The organism is Alphaproteobacteria bacterium, from assembly GCA_041396705.1.
Taxonomy (GTDB): Bacteria; Pseudomonadota; Alphaproteobacteria; order CALKHQ01; family CALKHQ01; genus CALKHQ01.
Window position 1 is genome coordinate 97,470 of sequence record JAWKYB010000012.1, and the last position, 13,965, is coordinate 111,434.

Consider the following 13,965-nt stretch of genomic DNA (forward strand, 5'->3'; position numbering starts at 1 on the left):
GGCCCGTTCCGCATCGTCCGGGCCGGCCCGCGCCGCGCGCATTGCATGGGCCATGCACTAAACATCCCATTCGCGCATACGTCGCAAGGCTTGCAAATCGCGCATGCCGCCGCTATCTAGGCGCCCACCTCCGCGCATGGGCACGTGGCCGTCCCTGGACGGTCCATCCGGTGTTTCGGCAATCCGATCGCTGTCGAAGCTCGCCCCATGCTTGGTCAACCGGAAAAGGACATCGCTATGGCTCTGCCGCAATTCTCGATGCGCCAGCTCTTGGAAGCCGGCGTTCACTTCGGGCATCACACCCGGCGCTGGAACCCGAAGATGGCGCCCTACATCTTCGGCGCCCGCAACAACATCCACATCATCGACCTGCAGCAGACGGTCCCGATGCTGGACCAGGCCCTGCGGGTGATGCGCGACGTTGCCGCGTCCGGCGGCCGCGTGCTGTTCGTCGGCACCAAGCGCCAGGCCGCCGACAAGGTCGCCGAGTTCGCCAAGCGCTGCGGCCAGTACTATGTCAACCACCGCTGGCTCGGCGGCATGCTGACCAACTGGCAGACCATCTCGCACTCGATCAAGCGCCTGCGCGACCTGGAAGGGATGCTGGACGGCGACAGCGGCTCCGGCTTCACCAAGCGCGAGCTGCTGTTCCTGACCCGCGAGCGCGAGAAGCTGGAGCGCGCGCTCGGCGGCATCAAGGACATGGGCGGCCTGCCCGACATCCTGTTCGTGCTGGACGTCAACAAGGACGACCTCGCGGTGCAGGAGGCCAACAAGCTGAACATCCCCGTCGTCGCGGTGATCGACAGCAACTCCGACCCGAAGGGCGTGCAATACCCCGTGCCGGGCAACGACGACGCGCTGCGCGCGATCTCGCTGTACCTGGAGCTGCTTTCCGGTGCGATCCTGGACGGCCTGCAGGCGATGATGCTGTCGCAGGGCGTCGATATCGGCGCGGCCGCCGAGCCGGTGGCGGCCGACCTGCCCGACGAGGACGCCGCCGAGGAGGAGGCCGTCGAGGCGGAGGTGCCGGCCGAGGCCGCGGCCGCCGAGGAGCCGACCGAGGAAGAGAGCAAGGCCGCCGAGGCCTGATTGCGCTCGGTACCCGGTACCGAGCACCCAATGCGACAAGGGGAAGACTGATGGCGGAGATTACGGCCGCGCTGGTCAAGCAGCTGCGCGAGAAAACCGGCGCAGGCATGATGGACTGCAAGAAGGCCCTGGCCGAGAACGACGGCGACATCGAGGCGGCGGTCGACTGGCTGCGCAAGAAGGGCCTGGCGGCGGCGGCGAAGAAGGCGGGGCGCGTGGCCGCTGACGGCTTGGTCGGCGTTGCCGCGCGCGGTGCGGTCGGCGCGCTGGTCGAGGTCAACGCCGAGACCGACTTCGTGGCGCGCAACGAGCAGTTCCAGGCCTTCGTCGCCCGCGCGGTCGAGCTCGCGCTCGACGTCGACGGCGTCGATGCGCTGCTGGCGGCCGATTTCGGCGGCGGCGTCAGCGTGGCCGACACGCTGACCAACCTGATCGCGACGATCGGCGAGAACATGACCGTGCGCCGGATGCACAAGCTCAGCGTGCCCGAGGGCGCGGTCGCGGTCTACATGCACAGCGCGGTGGCGCCCGGCCTCGGCAAGATCGGCGTGCTGGTCGGGCTGCAGTCCGGCGCGGCGACCGACATGCTGGCCGGCCTCGGCAAGCAGATCGCCATGCACGTGGCCGCGGCCAACCCGCTGGTCGCGGCGCGCGAGGACCTGCAGCCGGAGCAGGTGGAGCGTGAGCGCGCGGTGCTGCGCGACCAGGCCCGCGAGCAGGGCAAGCCCGAGAACATCATCGAGAAGATGATCGAGGGCCGGATGCGCAAGTTCTTCGAGGACGTCGTGCTGACCGAGCAGGCGTTCATCATGGACACCGACAAGACCGTCGGCGCCGTGGTCGAAGCGGCTGCGAAGGACGCGGGCACGCCGATCCGGGTTGCCGGCTTCGCCAAGTTCGTGCTCGGCGAGGGCATCGACAAGGGTGAAGACGACTTCGCCGCCGAGGTGGCGAAGCTCGCCGGCTGACCGGGGCGTGCGGGCGCGCAGGCGGGTGACCTGAGGTGGCGAGCGACCAACCTCCGCGACCCTATCGCCGGATCCTGCTGAAGATCTCGGGCGAGGCCCTGATGGGCAGCCGGGATTTCGGCCTGGACAGCGACGTGGTCAAGCAGGTCGCGTCCGAGCTGAAGATCGTGCGCGACAGCGGCATCCAGCTGTGCCTGGTGGTCGGCGGCGGCAACATCTTCCGCGGCGTTTCCGGCGCGGCGTCGGGCATGGACCGGGCCAGCGCCGACCACATGGGCATGCTGGCCACCGTGATCAACGCGCTGGCCCTGCAGAGCGCGCTGGAGCGGCTGGGCGTGCACACCCGGGTGCAGTCGGCCATCCCGATGGACACGGTGTGCGAGCCGTTCATCCGCCGCCGCGCCATGCGGCATATGGAGAAGGGCCGGATCGTCATCTTCGCCGCCGGCACCGGCAATCCGTTCTTCACCACCGACACCGCCGCGGCGCTGCGCGCGTCCGAGATGCAGTGCGACGTGCTGATGAAGGGGACCAAGGTCGACGGCGTCTACAGCGCCGACCCGATGAAGTCGCCCGACGCGGTGCGCCACGACAAGCTCGACTATCGCGAGGTGCTGTCGCGCGACCTCAGCGTGATGGACCATTCCGCCATCTCGCTGGCGCGCGAGAACCGCATCCCGATCGTCGTGTTCTCGATCCGCCAGGCGGGCGCGTTCGCCGATGTGGCGCAGGGTGCCGGACGGTATACGATCATCTGCGACCGGGACGCCTGAAATCGGGCGCGTCAGACGGCCGAAGGGAGGGTGATGTGAGCGACCAAGGCAGCCGCGAATTCAGCGGCAAGGACATCCGGCGGCGCATGCACGGCGCGGTCGAAGTGTTCAAGCAGGAACTGGCCGGACTGCGCACCGGCCGTGCCTCGACCGGGCTGCTGGAGCCGGTGATGGTCGATGCCTATGGCAGCCAGATGCCGGTCTCGCAGCTGGGCACCGTCAGCGTGATCGATCCGCGCATGCTGTCGGTGCAGGTGTGGGACCGCGGGCTCGCCGGCGCGGTCGAGCGCGCGATCCGCGACAGCGGCCTCGGCCTCAATCCGTCGTCGGAAGGGCAGGTGATCCGCGTGCCGCTGCCGGAGCTGAACCAGGAGCGCCGCACCGAGCTGACCAAGGTCGCCCACAAATATGCCGAGCAGACCCGGGTCGCCGTGCGCAACGTGCGCCGCGACGCGATGGAGGTGCTGAAGCGGCAGGAGAAGGACGGCGACATCTCGCAGGACGAGCACCACGGCCTGGGCCACGACGTGCAGAAGTGGACCGACGACACCATCAAGGAGATCGACGCGCTGCTCGCCGCCAAAGAAGCCGAGATCATGCAGGTCTGAATCCTTGGCCGACACCGCGCCAGAACCGGCCGACCCGGCCACGCCGCTGCACGTCGCCATCATCATGGACGGCAACGGCCGCTGGGCGCGCAGCCGCGGGCTGCCGCGGATCGCCGGCCACCGCCGCGGCGCCGACGCGGTGCGCGCCACCGTCAAGGCGGCAGTCGCGCTGGGCGTGCGCTACCTGACCCTGTTCGGCTTCTCGTCGGAGAACTGGAAGCGGCCCTTCGCCGAGGTCGAGGACCTGATGGGCCTGCTGCGCCGCTACCTGCGCAGCGAGGTTTCGGAACTGCATTCCCAGGGCGTGCGGCTGCGCGTCATCGGCGACCGCGCCCGGATGGCGCCCGACATCAATGCGCTGATCGCGGATGCGGAAGCGCTGACTGCCGGCAACCGCAATCTCACCCTCACCCTCGCGCTCAGCTATGGCGGGCGGGCGGAGATCGCCACGGCGGCGCGGCGCATCGCGGCCAAGGTCGCGGCGGGCGAGATGACGGTCGACGCCGTCGACGAGGCCGCAATGTCGGCCAACATGTACACCGCAGACCTGCCGGACCCGGACCTGCTGATCCGGACCAGCGGCGAGCAGCGGATCAGCAACTTCCTGCTGTGGCAGTGCGCCTATGCGGAGATGCTGTTCCTCGACGTGCTGTGGCCCGATTTCGGGCACGACCAGCTCGCCGCAGCGGTGCGCGAGTTCGGCCGGCGCGAGCGACGCTATGGCATGGCCGGACGGTGACGCCGCGCCGTCCGCGTCGCCGACGGGGAGCCGATTCCGCGACCTGACCGTCCGCACGGCCACCGGCATCGTGATGGGTCTGGTCGGCCTGGCCGCGATCATCGCCGGGCCGTATGGCGTCGTGATCCTTGCCGGCGTGGTGGTCGGCGGCGTGGTCGCCGAATGGCATCGGCTGAGCCGGCGCAACCTGCCGGACGCCTGGGTCGCCGGCGGATGGGCCTATCTGGCTGTCGCCTGTTTTTCGTTCTTCTACGTATATTTCTTCCCGTTTTTTGAGATATCGGTCGACTATGCGCGCGACAGCCTGCTGTGGCTGCTGGCGGTGGTGATCGCCAACGACACCCTGGCCTATGGCGTCGGCCGCTGGATCGGCGGCCCCAAGCTGGCGCCGCGGATCAGCCCGAAGAAGACCTGGTCGGGCGCCATCGGCGGCCTGGCCGGCGCCGGGCTCGCCGGCGGGATCGGCGGCTGGGCGTTCGGCGGCGACGCCGCGATCCTGGCACCGGTCGGGGTGGCGCTGGCGATCCTGGCGCAGCTCGGCGACCTCGCCGAATCGCTGACCAAGCGCCGTGTCGGGGTGAAGGACGCCGGCAGCCTGATTCCCGGCCACGGCGGCTTCCTCGACCGCTTCGACGGCCTGTTCGCCGCCTCGATCGGGCTCGCCCTGGCCCAGATCCTGGCCGGCGACATCGCGCTGCGATGGGAATGACCCGCGTCACCCTGCTGGGGGCGACCGGTTCGGTCGGACGGCAGACCGCCGACGTGATGCTGCGCCATCCCGACCGGTTCAGCGCCGTTGCCGTCACCGCCAACCGCGATGTCGACGGCCTCGCCGCGCTGGCGGTGCGGCTGGGCGCGGAGATGGCGGCGGTCGCCGACCCCGGTCGCTACGACGCGCTGCGCCAGGCGCTCGCCGGCACCGGCATCGCGGTGGCCGCCGGTCCGGCCGGCCTCGAAGAGGCGGCGGCGCGCGAGTCGGACTTCGTCATGGCCGCCATCGTCGGCGCCGCCGGGCTGGCGCCGACGCTGACCGCCATCCGCCGCGGCGCCCGCATCGGGCTGGCCAACAAGGAGTGCCTGGTCTGCGCCGGCGACCTGATGCTGGCCGAGGCGCAGGCGAGCGGTGCGTTGCTGCTGCCGACCGATTCGGAGCACAACGCCATCTTCCAGGTGCTCGACTCCCGCCGGCCGGAGGCGATCGAGCGCCTGATCCTGACCGCGTCGGGCGGCCCGTTCCGCAACCGGCCGCGGGAGACTTTGACCGACGTGACGCCGGCCGAGGCGGTGGCGCATCCCAACTGGTCGATGGGCGCAAAGATCTCGGTCGACAGCGCAACGATGATGAATAAGGGCCTGGAAACCATTGAGGCCTTTCATCTTTTTCCTGTCGCCAAGAGCCAGATCGCGGTGCTGATGCACCCGGAATCGATCGTTCATTCGATGGTTTGCTATGTCGACGGGTCGGTGCTGGCCCAGCTCGGCGCGCCGGACATGCGCATTCCCATCGCCTATTGCCTGGCCTGGCCGGAGCGGGTGGACACGGCGGCGGCACGGCTCGACCTCGCCGCCATCGGCGCCCTGCATTTCGCCGAGCCGGACGACGCGCAGTTCCCGGCGCTGGCCCTGGCCCGGCAGGCGCTTGCTGCCGGCGGCAGCGCTCCCAATGTGCTGAACGCGGCCAACGAGGTCGCCGTCGCGGCCTTTCTCGACGGGGCGTTGCCCTACCTCGCCATCACCGACGTGGTCGCATCGGTGCTGGACGACGTCGCCCCGCCGCCCCCCGCCGGCCTGGATGACGTGCTGGCGGCCGACCGCAGCGCGCGCCTGCGGGCGACGCAGGTTGTGAAGCGGCGCGCAGACCGCGTAATGTGACAGCGCCGCAATCGTCGCGTCGGCGGCCGGCGGCGGCATTGCGTTTCGGGACGGGAGCCCATGTTCGACTACATCCTCGGTACCGTCATTCCGTTCCTGTTCGTGCTCACCGTCCTGGTGTTCGTGCACGAGCTCGGCCACTACCTGGTGGCGCGCTGGAACGGGGTGCGGGTGGAGGTCTTCTCCATCGGCTTCGGCCCGGAGCTGTTCGGCTGGACCGCACGCTCCGGCACGCGCTGGCGGTTCAGCGCGCTGCCGCTGGGCGGCTATGTCAAGATGCTGGGCGGCGAGCAGTCGCTGACCGCCAACCGCGAGGATCCGCCGACGCCGGAGATGATCGCGCATCTCGAGGCGATCGGCATGAGCCAGGCCGACTACTACCGCAGCGCCTTTCCGACCAAGCGCCTCGGCCAGCGGGCCGCCATCGTGGCGGCCGGCCCGGTCGCCAACTTCCTGCTGTCGGCCGTGGTCTTCGCCGGGCTGGCGATGTTCGTCGGCGAGCCGACGACCGAGCCCGTCGCCGGCGAGATCGTCGCCGGCAGCGCGGCGGAGCGCGCCGGGCTCGAGGCCGGAGACCGCATCGTCGAGGTCGACGGCAGCGGCATCGGCAGCTTCGAGGAACTGATTCGCGCGGTGCAGCTCAACGTCGGCACGCCGATGGAGCTGACCGTCGAACGCGCCGGCGAGACCCTGTCGATCGAGGTGATGCCCGACATGGTCGAGGAGACCGACCCGCTGGGCGATACGCGGCAGGTGGCGCGGCTGGGCATTTCGCAGAGCACCGCGCCGGCGGAGACGCTGGACCCGTTCTCCGCCGTCGTCCACGGCTTCGCACGGACCTGGGAGTTCAGCGTGATCACCGTGCGCGCGGTCGGCCAGATCGTCGCCGGCTCGCGCGGCACCGAGGACATCAGCGGCATCCCGCGCATCATGGAGATGTCGGGCCACGTCGCGGCCTCGGGAACCCCGTCGCTGGCGTTCTTCATCGCGGCGCTGTCGATCAGCCTCGGCCTGATCAACCTGCTGCCGATCCCCGTGCTGGACGGCGGTCATCTGTTGTTCTATGCCATCGAGGCGATTCGTGGCCGTCCGCTGGGGCGGCGTGCGATCGAACTGGCCATGGGATTCGGGCTTGTCGTGATCATCGGACTGTTCTTGACGACGACAGTGCATGACCTGATGCGTTACGACGGCATCGTCGAATTCTTCAACGACCTCACGGGCTGAGCAGGTACGGAATCATGCGGAAGTGGGGCAGCATGCGGCCGCTGGCCATCCTCGCGGTCGTGATGGGGATGATCGGCCTTGGCATGGCGGCGAAGGCCCAGCAGGGCGGCCCGGCCATTTCCGCCATCGTGGTCGAGGGCAACCAGCGCATCGAGAGCGAGACGGTCCGCTCCTACCTGACGGTGCAGGAGGGCGATCCGCTCGACCCGTTCGCGCTGAACGACTCGCTGCGCGCCCTGTTCGCCAGCGGCCTGTTCCGCGACGCCGACCTGACCGTGACCGGCACGGTCGTTACCGTGACGGTGGACGAGAACCCGATCATCAACCGCGTGGTGTTCGAGGGGAACGACCGCATCGACACCGACGTGCTGGAGGCCGAGATCCAGTCGCGGCCGCGCATCGTCTACACCCAGACCCAGGTGGCCGACGACGCCGACCGCATCCTCGAGGTCTATCGGCGCAGCGGCCGCTATGCCGCGGCGGTCGACCCGCAGATCATCACGCTGGACCAGAACCGCGTCGACCTCGTCTTCGAGGTCGAGGAGGGCCCGCTCACCGGCGTCGACCGCATCAGCTTCGTCGGCAACCGGGCTTTCGGCGACGGCACGCTCAGGGGCGAGATCCTCACCGAGGAGAGCGCCTGGTGGCGCATCCTGTCCAGTTCGGACAACTACGACCCGGACCGGCTGACGTTCGACCGCGAGCTGCTGCGCAACTTCTACCTGTCCGAGGGCTACGCCGACTTCCGGGTGGTCTCCGCCGTCGCCGAGCTGGCGCCGGAAGGCGACGGCTTCTTCGTCACCTTCACGGTGGAGGAGGGCGAGCGCTACAGCTTCGGCGCGATCGACGTGCAGAGCGCGCTGCCCGACCTGTCGCCGGAGGAGCTGCGCAGCGAGATCACCACCTTCGAGGGCGACTGGTACGACGCCGAGGCGGTCGAGGCCTCGATCCAGGCGATGACGGCGCGGCTGGGCGAGCTCGGCTATGCCTTCGCCGAGGTGCGCCCGCGCATCGAGCGCGACCGCGACAACCTGCTGATCGGCGTCACCTACGACATCCAGCAGGGCCCGCGCGTCTACGTGCAGCGCATCGACATCGTCGGCAACGTGCGCACCCAGGACCAGGTGATTCGCCGCGAGATGCGGCTGGTGGAGGGCGATGCCTTCAACACCGCGCGGCTGCGCCGGTCGGAGCAGGAGATCCGCGACCTCGACTTCTTCGAGACCGTCGACGTCAGCAGCGTGCCGGGCGACGCCCCCGACCAGACCGTGATCGTGGTCGAGGTGGAGGAGAAGTCGACCGGCGAGCTGTCGATCGGCGCCGGCTATTCCACCAACGACGGCGCGCTCGCCGACTTCTCGCTGCGCGAACGCAACCTGCTGGGCCAGGGCCAGGACCTGCGGCTCGGCCTGTCGCTGGCGACGTCCAGGCAGGAGATCGACCTCAGCTTCACCGAGCCCTATTTCCTCGACCGCCGGCTCGCCGCGGGCTTCGATATCTTCCGCATCACCCGCGACCAGCAGGACGTCGCCTCCTACGACTCCGAGGAAACCGGCTTCGCGCTGCGGGCGGGCTATAACATCAACGAAAGCCTGAGCCAGAACTGGACCTACACCCTGCGCCAGGATTCGATCAGCAACGTGCCGTCCGACGCCTCGATCTTCGTGCGCGAGCAGGAGGGCGACCGCATCACCTCGTCGATCGGCCAGCAGCTGCTGTTCGACCAGCGCGACAGCCGCGTCAACCCGACCGAGGGGTATTTCCTCCGGGCCGGGACCGAGTTCGCCGGCCTGGGCGGCGACGTCACCTTCTTCCGCGCGACGGCGGGCGCCGGCTACTACTATCCGGTCGCCGAGGAGGTGGTCGCCTCGCTCAGCGCCGAGGCCGGCATGATCAGCGGCATCGGCGAGGACGTGCGCATCTTCAACCGCTTCTTCATCGGCGGCCGCGACCTGCGCGGCTTCCGCCGCGGCGGCATCGGTCCGCGCGACCTGTTCACCGACGACGCGCTGGGCGGCAACACCTTCTTCACCGGCTCGGCGGAGATGTCGTTCCCGCTCGGCCTGCCCGAGGAACTGGGACTGACCGGAGCCGTGTTCGCCGATTTCGGCACGCTGACCGGCCTCGACTCCTCCGGCCCGACCGTCGTCGACTCCGGCTCGATCCGCAGCTCGGTCGGCATCGGCGTGCTGTGGGATTCGCCGTTCGGCCCGGTCCGGGTCGACGTCTCGCAGCCGGTATCGAAGGAATCCTACGACGAGACCGAGCGCTTCTCGCTCAGCTTCGGCACCCGGTTCTAGGCGGCAGGGCCGATGATGCCGGGCTGCGCCAGCGATGGCTGATCCGCGCTTCTTTGACAACGCCGGTCCGTTCACGATCGGCGAGCTGGCCGCGGCGGCCTCGGCCACGCTGTGGCCGGACGATGCCGATCCGACCCGCCCGGTCCGCGACATCGCCACGCTGGCGGAGGCCGGGCCGGACCAGATCGGCTTCCTCGACAACGTCGCCTATCTGCCCGGCTTCCGCACCAGCGCGGCCGGGGTCTGCGTGGTGAAGCCGACCTTTCGCGACGAGGCGCCGGCGGGCATGGTGCTGCTGCTCAGCGCACAGCCCTATATGGCCTTCGCGGTCATCGCCAACCTGTTCTATCCCGACCGTGCGCCGGAGCCGGGGGTGGCGCCTTCCGCCGTCGTCGCCGCGGATGCGGTGGTGCCGGCCGACTGCCGGATCGAGCCGGGAGCGGTGATCGAATCGGGGGCTGTGCTGGGCGCGCGGGTCCATGTCGGGGCCAATGCGGTGATCGGCCGGAACGTCGCCGTCGGCGACGACACCGTGGTCGGGCCGAACGCCAGCCTGAGCCATTGCCTGGTCGGCAAGCGCTGCCTGCTGCACCCCGGCGTGCGACTCGGCCAGCGCGGCTTCGGCTTCGCCATGTCGCCCGCCGGGCACCGGCGGATTCCGCAGGTCGGCCGGGTGCTGGTCGGCGACGATGTCGAGATCGGCGCCAATACCTGCATCGACCGCGGCGCCGGGCCGGATACGGTGGTCGGCGATGGCGTGATGATTGATAATCAGGTGCAGATCGGGCACAACGTCACCATTGGCCGCGGTTGTGTTCTGGTTGCCCAGTCTGGCGTCGCCGGCAGCGCAAAATTAGAGGATTTCGTCGTCGTTGCGGCGCAATCGGGTGTTGCTGGCCACATCACGGTGGGCAAGGGGGCGCAGATTGCGGCCGCCTCGGGTGTGATGCGCGACGTTCCGCCCGGTGGGAGATATGGCGGTACGCCGGCCGTTCCGATAAAGCAGTTCTTTCGCGAGCTCGCGAGCCTGCAGCGGCTGGCCCGGAAAGGAGACGCCTAGCACGATGGAGGCCAAGCTCAAGCCTCAGGACGCCGAGGAGTTCGACGTCACCGAGATCATGCGGATGATCCCGCACCGCTATCCGTTCCTGATGGTGGACCGGATCGTCGAGGCGCGCGCCGGCGTCGGCGCTGTGGGCGTCAAGAACGTCTCGATGAACGAGCATTACTTCGCGGGCCACTTTCCGTCCAAGCCGGTAATGCCGGGTGTGCTGATCATCGAGGCGCTGGCGCAGACCGCCGGCGTCCTGGTTGTCCACACGCTCGGTCCCGGCGCGATGGGCAAGCTGGTCTATTTCATGTCGGTGGAGAACGCCCGGTTCCGCCACCCGGTGCTGCCCGGCGACCAGCTCGAGCTGCATGTGTTGAAGGAGCGCAGTCGCGGCGCGGTCTGGAAGTTCAGCGGCGAGGCGCGCGTCGACGGGCGCATCTGCGCCGAGGCCGTGTTCACGGCGATGATCGTGGATCCGCCGGAGGAATGAGCGAGACAGCGGCCGAGATTCACCCGACGGCCATCATCGATCCGCGTGCCCGCCTCGGCGCGGGCGTGCGGGTCGGCCCCTACTGCATCGTGGACGGTGATGTGGAGCTTGGCGACCGGGTGCGCCTGCACAGCCATGTGGTGGTGACCGGCAGGACCCGGGTCGGCGCCGACACCGAGATCTATCCCTTCTCGTCGATCGGCCACCGACCGCAGGACCTGAAGTACCGCGGCGAGGAATCGCGGCTGGAGATCGGCGCCGGGACCACGATCCGCGAGCATGTGACCATGAACCCCGGCACCGAGGGCGGCGGCATGCTGACCCGGGTCGGCGACCGTTGCCTGATCATGGCGACCTGCCACGTCGCCCACGACTGCCTGATCGGCAATCACGTCATCATGGCCAACAATGCCACCCTGGGCGGCCATGTGGTGATCGAGGATTACGCCATCATCGGCGGCATGTCGGCGGTGCAGCAGTTCGTGCGCATCGGCCGCAACGCCATGATCGGCGGCATGTCCGGGGTCGAGCAGGACGTGATTCCCTATGGCACCGTGATGGGCGACCGGGCCCGGCTGTCCGGCCTCAATCTGATCGGCGCCAAGCGCCACAACATGGCGCGCGAGGACATCAATGCGCTGCGCGCCGCCTACCGGACGCTGTTCGACGACGGCGCGACGCTGGAGGAGCGGGTGGCCGAGGTCGAGGCGGCTTTCGCGGACAATGCCCCCGTGCGCGCCATTGTCGAGTTCATCCGCGCGGGCAAGTCGCGGCCGATCTGCCGGCCGCAGGACAATGCCGCCTAAGGTCGGTGTCGTCGCCGGCGGCGGCCGTCTTCCCGAACTGGTGGCACGGGCGTGCCGCGACGCCGGCCGCTCGGTCTTCCTGCTCAGCCTGCGCGACGATGCCGATCCCGAGCTTGCCGCGCGGGTGCAGCCCGACGGCCACGCGGCGATCCGCCTGGGCGAGGCCGGCACCGGCGTCAAGCACCTGAAACGGGCCGGCGTCGAGCAGGTGGTCTTCGTCGGCAAGGTCGAGCGGCCGTCGCTGTCGTCCCTGCGGCCCGATTTCGCGACCATCGGCCTGCTCGCCCGCATCGGCCGGCGCGCGCTGGGCGACGACAGCCTGCTGCGCGCGATCGCCGACGTGATCGCCGGCGAAGGCTTCCAGGTGGTCGGCCCGCTCGATCTGGCGCCCGGTCTCGCCACGCCGGAGGGTGTGCTGACCCGGGCCCGTCCCGACGCCGAGGCGGAAGCCGACATCCGGCGCGGCATCGCGGTCGTAGCCGGCCTGGGCGCCTGCGACGTCGGCCAGGCGGCCGCGGTGCAGCAGGGCATCGTGCTGGCGGTCGAGGCGGTCGAAGGCACCGACGCGATGATCGCGCGCTGCGCTGCGCTCAGCCGCAAGGGGGCGGGCGGCGTGCTGGTCAAGGCCAGCAAGCCGCAGCAGGACCTCAGGCTCGACCTGCCGACCGTGGGCGCGGACACGGTGCGCGCGGCGGCGCAGGCCGGCCTGCGCGGCATGGCGATCGAGGCCGGGCGCGTCATCCTGATCGACCGCGCCGAGACGGTCGCGGAAGCCGACCGGCTGGGGCTGTTCGTCGTCGGGGTCGCGGTCCAGGCCGCGCCGGCGCCTTGACCGAGCCGCTGCGGCTGTATCTGGTCGCCGGCGAGCCGTCGGGCGACCTGATCGGCGGCCGGCTGATCGCGGCGCTGCGTGCGCTGTCGCCGCGGCCGATCGAACTGCGCGGCGTCGGCGGCCCGGCGATGGCCGCGGCCGGTCTGGACAGCCTGTTCCCGATGGACGAGCTGTCGGTGATGGGGGTGCTGGAGGTGGTGCCGCGCGCGCCGGCGCTGTTCCGCCGCATGCGCCAGGTGGCCGATGCGGTGACGGCGTTCCGGCCGCACGCGCTGGTCACCATCGACGCGCCGGCCTTCGCCTTCGGCGTGGTGCGCCGGCTGCCGGACCGCAGCGTGCCGCGCATCCACTATGTGGCGCCGACCGTCTGGGCCTGGCGACCCTGGCGGGTGCACAAGTTCCGCAAGAACTTCGACCACCTGATGACGCTGCTGCCGTTCGAGCCGCCCTATTTCGAGCGCGTCGGGCTGCCGGCGACCTTCGTCGGCCACCCGATCCTGGAATCGGCCGCCGGCGGTGGCGACGGCGCGGCCTTCCGCCGCCGGCACGGCATCGATCCGGCGGCAAGGCTGGTCTGCGTGCTGCCCGGCAGCCGCCGCGGCGAGGTCGACCGGCTTGGCGCCGTGCTGGGCGCGAGTCTCGCCCGTCTGGCGAACGCGGTACCCGGGTTGCGCGTGGTGGTGCCGACGGTGCCGAACGTGGCCGACCGGGTCGCGGCGATGGCGGCCGCATGGCCCGGCGCGCCCGTCCTCACGCATGACGAGGCGGAGAAGTACGACGCGATGGCCGCCGCCGATGCGGCGATCGCCGCGTCCGGCACCGTTGCGCTGGAACTGGCGATGGCCGGCGTACCGCCGGTCATCGTCTATCGCGTCTCCGCCTTCACCGGCCTGGTGGTGCGGATGATGGTGCGCGTGCGCTATGCCAACCTGGTCAACCTGATCCTCGACCGCATGGCGGTGCCGGAGCTGCTGCAGGACCGGGCCCGGCCGGAAGCGATCGCAGACACCGTGGCGGAAATCCTGCGCGTTCCGGCCCGGGCCGGCGCGATCCGGCAGGCGCAGCGCGAGGCGCTGGCGGCGATCGGGGCCGGCGACGAGGCACCCAGCCGGCAGGCCGCGCGCACGGTGCTGCGGCTGGCCGGGCTTGACTTGGACGGCTCCGCCACCGACCTTGCCATCGACGGCTGAACGGCGCCGGCGCCGGC

General features: G+C 70.2%; 14 protein-coding genes. All 14 read left to right on the forward strand.

Going from position 1 to position 13,965, the window contains the following annotated elements; all coding sequences use genetic code 11:
- Positions 1 to 237: 237 nt before the first annotated feature.
- Positions 238 to 1,092: a 30S ribosomal protein S2 gene (gene rpsB / locus R3F55_17490; protein MEZ5669193.1), complete on the forward strand. Its 855-nt coding sequence runs from the start codon at positions 238 to 240 to the stop codon at positions 1,090 to 1,092.
- Between the two features lie 50 nt (positions 1,093 to 1,142).
- Positions 1,143 to 2,060, forward strand: coding sequence for a translation elongation factor Ts (tsf, locus tag R3F55_17495; GenBank protein ID MEZ5669194.1), 918 nt, complete (start codon positions 1,143 to 1,145; stop codon positions 2,058 to 2,060).
- Between the two features lie 35 nt (positions 2,061 to 2,095).
- Positions 2,096 to 2,833, forward strand: coding sequence for a UMP kinase (gene pyrH, locus R3F55_17500; protein ID MEZ5669195.1), 738 nt, complete (start codon positions 2,096 to 2,098; stop codon positions 2,831 to 2,833).
- 86 nt (positions 2,834 to 2,919) lie between these two features.
- A complete protein-coding gene (frr, locus tag R3F55_17505; protein ID MEZ5669196.1) occupies positions 2,920 to 3,441 on the forward strand; it encodes a ribosome recycling factor in 522 nt (173 codons plus the stop codon).
- 64 nt (positions 3,442 to 3,505) lie between these two features.
- Positions 3,506 to 4,180: a polyprenyl diphosphate synthase gene (gene uppS, locus R3F55_17510; protein ID MEZ5669197.1), complete on the forward strand. Its 675-nt coding sequence runs from the start codon at positions 3,506 to 3,508 to the stop codon at positions 4,178 to 4,180.
- Complete coding sequence (locus R3F55_17515; protein ID MEZ5669198.1) at positions 4,161 to 4,889, forward strand: phosphatidate cytidylyltransferase; 729 nt, start codon at positions 4,161 to 4,163, stop codon at positions 4,887 to 4,889. Before uppS ends, R3F55_17515 begins: the two co-directional genes overlap by 20 nt.
- Entirely contained in the window at positions 4,886 to 6,052 is a 1,167-nt protein-coding gene (locus R3F55_17520) for a 1-deoxy-D-xylulose-5-phosphate reductoisomerase (GenBank protein MEZ5669199.1), read from the forward strand. Before R3F55_17515 ends, R3F55_17520 begins: the two co-directional genes overlap by 4 nt.
- A 60-nt stretch (positions 6,053 to 6,112) precedes the next feature.
- Positions 6,113 to 7,279 carry an RIP metalloprotease RseP gene (gene rseP / locus R3F55_17525; GenBank protein ID MEZ5669200.1) on the forward strand — a complete coding sequence of 389 codons (1,167 nt, stop codon included), beginning with the start codon at positions 6,113 to 6,115 and terminating at the stop codon, positions 7,277 to 7,279.
- A 14-nt stretch (positions 7,280 to 7,293) separates the two neighbouring features.
- Positions 7,294 to 9,579 (forward strand): outer membrane protein assembly factor BamA, encoded by a 2,286-nt coding sequence (gene bamA, locus R3F55_17530; protein ID MEZ5669201.1) that lies wholly within the window; start codon positions 7,294 to 7,296, stop codon positions 9,577 to 9,579.
- A gap of 34 nt (positions 9,580 to 9,613) precedes the next feature.
- Positions 9,614 to 10,639 carry a UDP-3-O-(3-hydroxymyristoyl)glucosamine N-acyltransferase gene (gene lpxD / locus R3F55_17535; GenBank protein ID MEZ5669202.1) on the forward strand — a complete coding sequence of 342 codons (1,026 nt, stop codon included), beginning with the start codon at positions 9,614 to 9,616 and terminating at the stop codon, positions 10,637 to 10,639.
- Positions 10,640 to 10,643: 4 nt separating this feature from the next.
- Entirely contained in the window at positions 10,644 to 11,120 is a 477-nt protein-coding gene (gene fabZ / locus R3F55_17540; GenBank protein ID MEZ5669203.1) for a 3-hydroxyacyl-ACP dehydratase FabZ, read from the forward strand.
- Positions 11,117 to 11,926, forward strand: a complete 810-nt coding sequence (gene lpxA / locus R3F55_17545) for an acyl-ACP--UDP-N-acetylglucosamine O-acyltransferase (GenBank protein MEZ5669204.1) — start codon at positions 11,117 to 11,119, stop codon at positions 11,924 to 11,926. The genes fabZ and lpxA overlap by 4 nt, the downstream gene beginning before the upstream one ends.
- The gene (gene lpxI / locus R3F55_17550; protein ID MEZ5669205.1) at positions 11,916 to 12,758 is read left to right on the forward strand and encodes a UDP-2,3-diacylglucosamine diphosphatase LpxI; all 843 of its coding nucleotides are present in this window, start codon (positions 11,916 to 11,918) and stop codon (positions 12,756 to 12,758) included. The genes lpxA and lpxI overlap by 11 nt, the downstream gene beginning before the upstream one ends.
- Positions 12,755 to 13,948 carry a lipid-A-disaccharide synthase gene (lpxB, locus tag R3F55_17555; GenBank protein ID MEZ5669206.1) on the forward strand — a complete coding sequence of 398 codons (1,194 nt, stop codon included), beginning with the start codon at positions 12,755 to 12,757 and terminating at the stop codon, positions 13,946 to 13,948. The genes lpxI and lpxB overlap by 4 nt, the downstream gene beginning before the upstream one ends.
- Positions 13,949 to 13,965 lie beyond the last annotated feature (17 nt).